This window comes from Verminephrobacter aporrectodeae subsp. tuberculatae At4, from assembly GCF_000193225.1.
Taxonomy (GTDB): domain Bacteria; phylum Pseudomonadota; class Gammaproteobacteria; order Burkholderiales; family Burkholderiaceae_C; genus Acidovorax; species Acidovorax aporrectodeae.
Genome location: NZ_AFAL01000981.1, coordinates 1 through 6529, shown reverse-complemented (window position 1 = coordinate 6529; position 6529 = coordinate 1). Strand labels below are relative to the sequence as shown.

7 protein-coding genes are annotated in these 6529 nt (G+C 68.2%); 6 read left to right on the top strand and 1 reads right to left on the bottom strand.

The features are described 5' to 3' along the window. Nucleotides 1-268: 268 nt before the first annotated feature. Together dusA and VTU_RS0124055 are read left to right on the top strand one after the other, a co-directional pair. Entirely contained in the window at nt 269-1255 is a 987-nt protein-coding gene (gene dusA / locus VTU_RS0124060) for a tRNA dihydrouridine(20/20a) synthase DusA (protein WP_265597368.1), read from the top strand. A 113-nt stretch (nt 1256-1368) separates the two neighbouring features. After that, the gene (locus tag VTU_RS0124055; RefSeq protein ID WP_050809566.1) at nt 1369-3078 is read left to right on the top strand and encodes a hypothetical protein; all 1710 of its coding nucleotides are present in this window, start codon (nt 1369-1371) and stop codon (nt 3076-3078) included. Between the two features lie 20 nt (nt 3079-3098). Here the strand turns inward: VTU_RS0124055 and VTU_RS0124050 are convergent, their stop codons facing one another. Next, nucleotides 3099-4049: an asparaginase gene (locus VTU_RS0124050; protein ID WP_010110165.1), complete on the bottom strand. Its 951-nt coding sequence runs from the start codon at nt 4047-4049 to the stop codon at nt 3099-3101. A gap of 83 nt (nt 4050-4132) precedes the next feature. Here VTU_RS0124050 and lexA point away from each other — a divergent pair, with 83 nt between their 5' ends. The 4 genes from lexA to VTU_RS0124030 all read left to right on the top strand — a co-directional run bounded on the left by lexA (nt 4133) and on the right by VTU_RS0124030 (nt 6503). Continuing rightward, nucleotides 4133-4807 carry a transcriptional repressor LexA gene (gene lexA / locus VTU_RS0124045; protein ID WP_010110164.1) on the top strand — a complete coding sequence of 225 codons (675 nt, stop codon included), beginning with the start codon at nt 4133-4135 and terminating at the stop codon, nt 4805-4807. Between the two features lie 255 nt (nt 4808-5062). Continuing rightward, nucleotides 5063-5254, top strand: coding sequence for a hypothetical protein (locus tag VTU_RS0124040; protein ID WP_010110163.1), 192 nt, complete (start codon nt 5063-5065; stop codon nt 5252-5254). Between the two features lie 509 nt (nt 5255-5763). Then, nucleotides 5764-6276: a hypothetical protein gene (locus tag VTU_RS33305; protein WP_138928034.1), complete on the top strand. Its 513-nt coding sequence runs from the start codon at nt 5764-5766 to the stop codon at nt 6274-6276. Next, nucleotides 6255-6503: a hypothetical protein gene (locus VTU_RS0124030; protein WP_169315444.1), complete on the top strand. Its 249-nt coding sequence runs from the start codon at nt 6255-6257 to the stop codon at nt 6501-6503. The genes VTU_RS33305 and VTU_RS0124030 overlap by 22 nt, the downstream gene beginning before the upstream one ends. Nucleotides 6504-6529 lie beyond the last annotated feature (26 nt).

Below are 6529 nucleotides of genomic sequence, written 5' to 3'. Positions count from 1 at the left end.
CGACCTGGGCTTTTGCCTGGCCGCTCCGGCCTTTGGCGCCCTGCTCGATCGGAGCCTGGCCGCGGGCATCTTCCATGGCGCGGCCGGCGCGCTGGCGCTGGGCGTGGCATCGGCTGCGCTGGTCGGCGCGCGGGTGGCGGCGCGCTCCAGCGCCCGGCCCGCGTGACGGGCGCCGGGGCCGGGACTGGTGGGACTCCGGCGGTGGGACAATGGCCCCGCCGCAGCCCTGCTGACAGGGGCGCCCTCCCCTGCTTTTGGTTTTCTCCCCGTGCCATCCACCCCGAATCCCTGGCGCATGTCCGTCGCCCCCATGATGGACTGGACCGACCGCCACTGCCGCTACTTTCACCGGCTGCTGACCCGCCGGACCCGGCTGTACACCGAAATGCTGCACGCGGGCGCCGTCATCCATGGGGGCACCGAACGGCATCTGCGCTTTCATGCCGAAGAACACCCCGTGGCCCTGCAACTGGGCGGCAGCGACCCCGCCGACCTGGCCCGGGCTGCGCGTCTCGGCGCCCAATGGGGCTACGACGAAATCAACCTCAACTGCGGTTGCCCCAGCGAGCGCGTGCAGCGCGGTGCGTTCGGCGCCAGCCTGATGAAGGCCCCGCAGCGGGTCGCGGACTGCATCCGGGCCATGCAGGACCAGGTTGACGTGCCGGTGACGGTGAAGCACCGCATCGGCGTGGACCGGCAGGAGGACTACGGCTTTGTGCGCGACTTCGTGGGCACGCTCACCGACGCGGGCTGCAACGTGTTCATCGTGCACGCGCGCAACGCCTGGCTGCAGGGCCTGAGTCCGAAGGAAAACCGCGACGTCCCGCCCCTGCGCTACGCGGTGGTGCACCGGCTCAGGGCCGACTTCCCCGGCATCACCCTGGCCATCAACGGCGGCATGGACAGCGATGCGCTGGTGCAAGAGCAGCTGCGCGCGCTCGACGGCGTGATGGTAGGCCGTGCGGCCTACCACAACCCCTGGTGGCTGGCCCGCTGGGACGCGCTGTACCACGGGGGCGAACCCTGCCCGCTGACCCGCGACGGGGTGGAGCTTGCGATGTTGCAGTACATGGAGCGCGAAGCGGCCCGGCACGGCACGCCCTGGCCGCACATCGCGCGCCACATGCTGGGCCTGCGCCACGGCCTGCCGGGCGCGCGCCTCTGGCGCCAAGTCTGGAGCGACCACCTGCTCCGGGAACTCCCGGCGCAGGCGGTCCATGCGCGGGCGCTCCAGTCCAAAATGCCCTCCCGTTGAGCCTGCTTCGCGCCTTCCCCCCAGGGAGAACGCAGCAATAGCGGCCCGGCAAGGCCGGTTCTGCACGGATCGAGCGCCGTTTCCAGGCGGCCCTTATCCCTTATTCTTGGCACGTGCATCCACCGACCCCCGCCATCGTGACCCAGAATGCGGTCAGCCCCCTGCCGCGCTGGGCGCTGACGCTGTTGTGCATCGCCTACGTGGTGCCGGGCTTCGTGGGACGCGATCCGTGGAAGAGCGCCGACATCACGGCCTTCGGCTACATGCTGGAACTGGCCCGGGGGCACACCCCATGGCTCAGCCCCCTGCTGGGCGGCATGCCCCCCGAAACCGAGGGGCTGCTTGCCTACTGGCTGGGCGCGTGGGCGATCCGCATTGCACCGCCGTGGATGTCCGCCGAATTCGCCGTGCGCGTCCCGTTTGCCGCCTTGCTGCTCATGACGCTGGCGGCCACTTGGTACGGTGTGCATTACCTTGCACGCAGCCCGGGGGCTCAGCCCGTGGCCTTTGCGTTCGGGGGGGAAGCGAGTCCGACCGACTATGCCCGCGCCATCGCGGATGGCGCGCTGCTCGCGTTGATCGCCTGCCTGGGCCTGGCGCAGCTGTCGCACGAAGTCACGGGCCACCTGGTCCAGCTCAGTTGCACGGCGCTGCTCTTCTTTGCCGTGGCCGCCATGCCGTACCGTCCCGTGGCGTGCACCGTGGCCCTGGTCCTGGGCATGGCCGGGCTGACACTGGCCGGAGCGCCCGCGCTCACGGTGCTGCTGGGTACGGGGAGCCTGGTGCTGCTGTTCCATGCATCCGGATCCGGCAGCGCAACGGACCGCCGCCGGTCCTGGTGGGGCGCAGCGCTGGCGGCCAGCACGCTGGCCGCGGCGCTGATGGCCTGGAGCCTGGACCTGTGGCGCTGGCGGATCGTGGGCCTGGATTCCGTGCTCAGGGACTGGCAGAGCCTTGCGCGCTTGCTGCTGTGGTTCGGCTGGCCCGCATGGCCGCTGGCGCTGTGGACCATGTGGCGCTGGCGCAGGCAGATCTTCAGCCGCCAGGGCCACCGGCATCTGCTGCTGCCGCTGTGCTTCCTGGGCCTGTCCATCGCCGCCACCCTCGGCACCCGACCCGCGGACCGGGCCCTGCTGCCGGGCCTGCCGGCCATGGCCGCGCTGGCCGCCTTTGCACTGCCGACGCTGCGCCGCAGCGTGGCAGCGCTGATCGACTGGTTCACCCTGCTGTTCTTCAGCACCTCGGCGCTGGCAATCTGGGTCATCTGGATCGCCCTGCAGACCGGATTTCCCGCCAAACCCGCGGCCAACGTGGCCAAGCTGGCGCCCGGCTTCGTGCCGCAGTTCTCGGCACTGGCTCTGCTCGTGGCCCTGGCCGCGAGCCTGGGTTGGTGCGGCCTGGTCTGGTGGCGCGCGGCGCGCGACCGGGCCCCCATCTGGAAAAGCCTGGTGCTGCCCGCGAGCGGCGCCACGCTGGGCTGGCTGCTGCTCATGACCCTGTGGCTGCCCCTGCTGAACTATGCGCGCAGCTATGGGCCGCAGGTGCGCAGCGTCGTCGCGGCGCTGGGTCCGGCGCCGGGATGCATCCAGACGCTGCGCCTGAACCGGGCGCAGGTCGCGGCGCTGCAATACCACGGCCGGCTGTCGCTGCAGCGCACGGACCCGCAGGGCGCGTGCCAGTGGCTGCTCGCGGACGGCACGGCGTGGCCGCTCTCCGCGTACATGCCCGACGCCGCGCAGTGGGAGTTCCAGGCCAGCATCTCCCGCCCCACCGACAAAAACGACTATCTCCTGCTGTTTCGCCGAACCAACCCGGAGCGCTGATCTACCGGGACCGCCGGCGCTCACAGCAGATCGAGCATCAGGGCAACGCGCGCCTTCACCGGGGACAGGCCGCGGGACGCGGGCAGCAAATCGCCGGGTCGGGCAAGCACCTGCCCTTCGGGACAGCGCGTGGCGCGCAGCACCCGGACCCCCGCGCTCTGCGCACGCAGCAGGGCCGCCTCCAGGGCATGGTGCACGGACCCATTGCCGGTCCCCGCGACCACCAGGCCCTGCACCCCCTCGCGCACCAGCGCATCCACCACCATGCCGCAGGCCCCCGCATGGCTGAGGACCACTTCGACCCAGGGCCAGCGCGTGGCATGGGCCAATTTTTCAAGCACCTCGCGGGATTTGTTTTCTGGCGCCGGCGGCCAGGCCTGCGCCAGGCGCACCCGACCCTCCTCAATCCAGCCCAGGGGGCCTGCGTCCCCCGAACTGAATGCATGGGCCCGGTACGGATGCACTTTTTGCACCTGCTGCGCGCCATGCAACTGGCCCGCGGCAACGGCCAGCACCCCGCTTGCACCGGGGGCCTGCACCACGGCAACGGCGTCGAGCAGGTTCTGGGGGCCATCGGGCGTGAGCGCGTTTGCCGGGCGCATGGCGCAGGTCAGCACCACCGGCTTGCGCGCATCGAGCACGGCGTGCAGAAACCACGCGGTCTCTTCCAGCGTATCGGTGCCATGGGTAATGACCAGGCCCCGCACTGCGGGGTCCTGCAAATGCTGCGCGCAGCGCAGGGCGAGCGCACGCCACACGTCGCAGTCCATGTCCTTGCTGTCGATCTGGGCCACCTGCTCTGCCACCAGCGTGCCCGCGGCGAACGTTTGCAAAGCGGGAACCGCCGCAAGCAGCTGCTCCACCCCGCACTGGGCTGCGATGTAGTCCAGGTTGTCCCCGATCCGCGCCGAAGTCCCCGCAATCGTTCCCCCGGTGCCCAAAACCACAATTTTTTGCGCGCCCACTTGCATACCCCGAAAAACTGATGAAAAATACAGTAACTGGATGAAATTCCAGTTTTTTCACTCCTGCAACCACCCCATTGGAGAGCAGCATGCACGAGCACCCGAAACTCACCGCCCGCCAGCAACAGATTCTGGAACTCATCCAGACCGCCATTGCGCACACCGGTGCCCCACCCACCCGCGCAGAAATTGCCACCGCATTGGGGTTCAAATCGGCCAACGCCGCAGAAGAGCACCTGCAGGCCCTGGCCCGCAAAGGCGTGATCGAACTGCGCAGTGGCACGTCGCGCGGTATCCGCCTGCACAGCGACGCGCTGAACGCCATCAACGCAGCGCGTGGCAGCCCATTCAAACTGCCCATTCCCGGTTTGGCGCAACTCAGCCTGCCCCTGATCGGGCGCGTCGCAGCAGGCTCGCCGATTCTCGCGCAGGAGCACGTCGAACAGACCTACAGCGTGGAAAACGGCCTCTTCCAGCGCAAACCGGACTACCTGCTGAAAGTGCGCGGAATGTCCATGCGCGACGCCGGAATCATGGACGGCGACCTGCTCGCCGTACAAGCCACGCGCGAGGCGCGCAACGGCCAAATCGTCGTGGCCCGCCTGGGGGACGACGTCACCGTCAAGCGCCTGCGCCGCACCGCCACCGCCATCGAGTTGCTGCCCGAAAACCCCGATTACCCGGTCATCGTGGTCCAGCCCGGCGAGCCTTTTGAAATCGAGGGCCTTGCCGTCGGGCTCATCCGCAACACCATGCTGATGTGAACCCGATGCTGCCAACGCGCAGGCGCCCTTCCTTTCCTCTTCCCCGGCCCTTGGAGTTTTCCCATGGAAATTGCCCTATTCACCCTTTCCGTTCTGCAAAATCTTTTTTCCCGCTCGAGGCGCCAGTTCGTGTGCCCCACGCGTCCCACGCATCCCGAAAGGCCGACGAGCACCCGGAACGGCGCTGCGGCCATGGCCCGAGCGGCAGAATCCGCGCAACCACATGGAAACCACCGCTCCCCCGCACCTGGCAGCATGGGCGACAGCCGCAACGCCGCCTTTCCTGCGCCGTTGACGGCGGACAAAACCGCCCCCCGTCCGGCCAGAGTGCTGCAACATGTTTCCGACTCTGGTACGGGCCGCTTCCTCATTGCGGGCCGAATGGCCGACGTGTGCGCGCAACTCGAGCGCATGGCCGCGTCCGAGGCACTGCGCGCCGTCCCGTAAATACTTGGGGAGCACGGGGGGGCCCACCGGATCGTCGAGCCCCCGGCGCAGCCCAGCCAGCACAGGGCGTCTGCCCGTTTGTCCATCCGTTTGTCCAACCCCTATTCCCATTCCGGTAGAATTCCTAGCCTGATAAGTTCTAGTGACAAGCAATCTCTTATCTGTTAGGAACCCAATCCGCCACAAGCTGGCAGCAATCGGCTGGAAGACCTGAACCGCCTCAATAGGGGATGAGAGGCAGACCGGGCAACATTCCCGAAGTACGGCAGCCGCCCTCCGCAACTGCAGTGCACATGCCGCAGTCCACCGTGCCAATGCACGGGGCAGCACGCAATCTGCTTCCGACCAGCCGCGCAGCCACAGCGCACGAGAAACCCCCTGCCCCCTCCAAGACCCGATAGAAACAAGAAACAACAATGATGCAACCACCCATGCAAACCCGAACCAGGACGCAACCCCCGGCAGATCTCCTGGTTCACTCCCGAATCCGCCCCCTCTTTTTCGCAGCCTTGGCCGTCTTGGCAATCTCGGCCCTGCTGACCGCCTGCGGCGGCGGCGACTGGGATGAGGACGAGGACGAGGGCGCGATCGACCCCGTCAACACCATCGACCCGGCCCAACTCAAAGGGCGCTGGGTCACGCCCGATGGCGCGACTGTGGCCATGACGGCGGTCATCATGCCCGACGCCACGGGCAGTGCCGACGCCTGGATCCTCGCCAAGGACGGCAGCCGGCTCGTGAAACTGCTGGTGCGCAACGACCGCCAGGCAAACGGAAAATCCTACGCGCTGAGCCCGGACAATGCCGTGGGCCAGCCGACGATGGCCACGGCCACGCCGGATCTGACGGCCACTCCCAAGCGCCTGTCCTTCACGGGCGTGAACCCCACCCCCTGGTGCTCGACCAAAGCGAAACCGTGGCCAACCCCGCCGTGCAGGCGGACGTGGCGGGCAACTGGAGCACGACCCTGGGCAGCAACAGCCAGACGACCCAATGGACGGTGGCCGCCGCGGGCGAGGTGACGGGCAACTCGACCACCGGCTGCCAGTACACGGGCAGCCTGGCCGCCATGGCCGACACCGACGCCTACAAGGCGCAGTTCAGCGAAAGCTGCCCGGAGGGTGCGGCCACCGTGAACACCGCGTTCAGCGGAATCGCCACGGTGAATCCGGAAAAGAACCGCCTGACCATTACCGCGACGAACGCCGACGAAACCCGGGGCGTCGCGGTTTTCTTTGCGCGGAAATAACCTCGACCATGCCGGCTAGTGTTCTG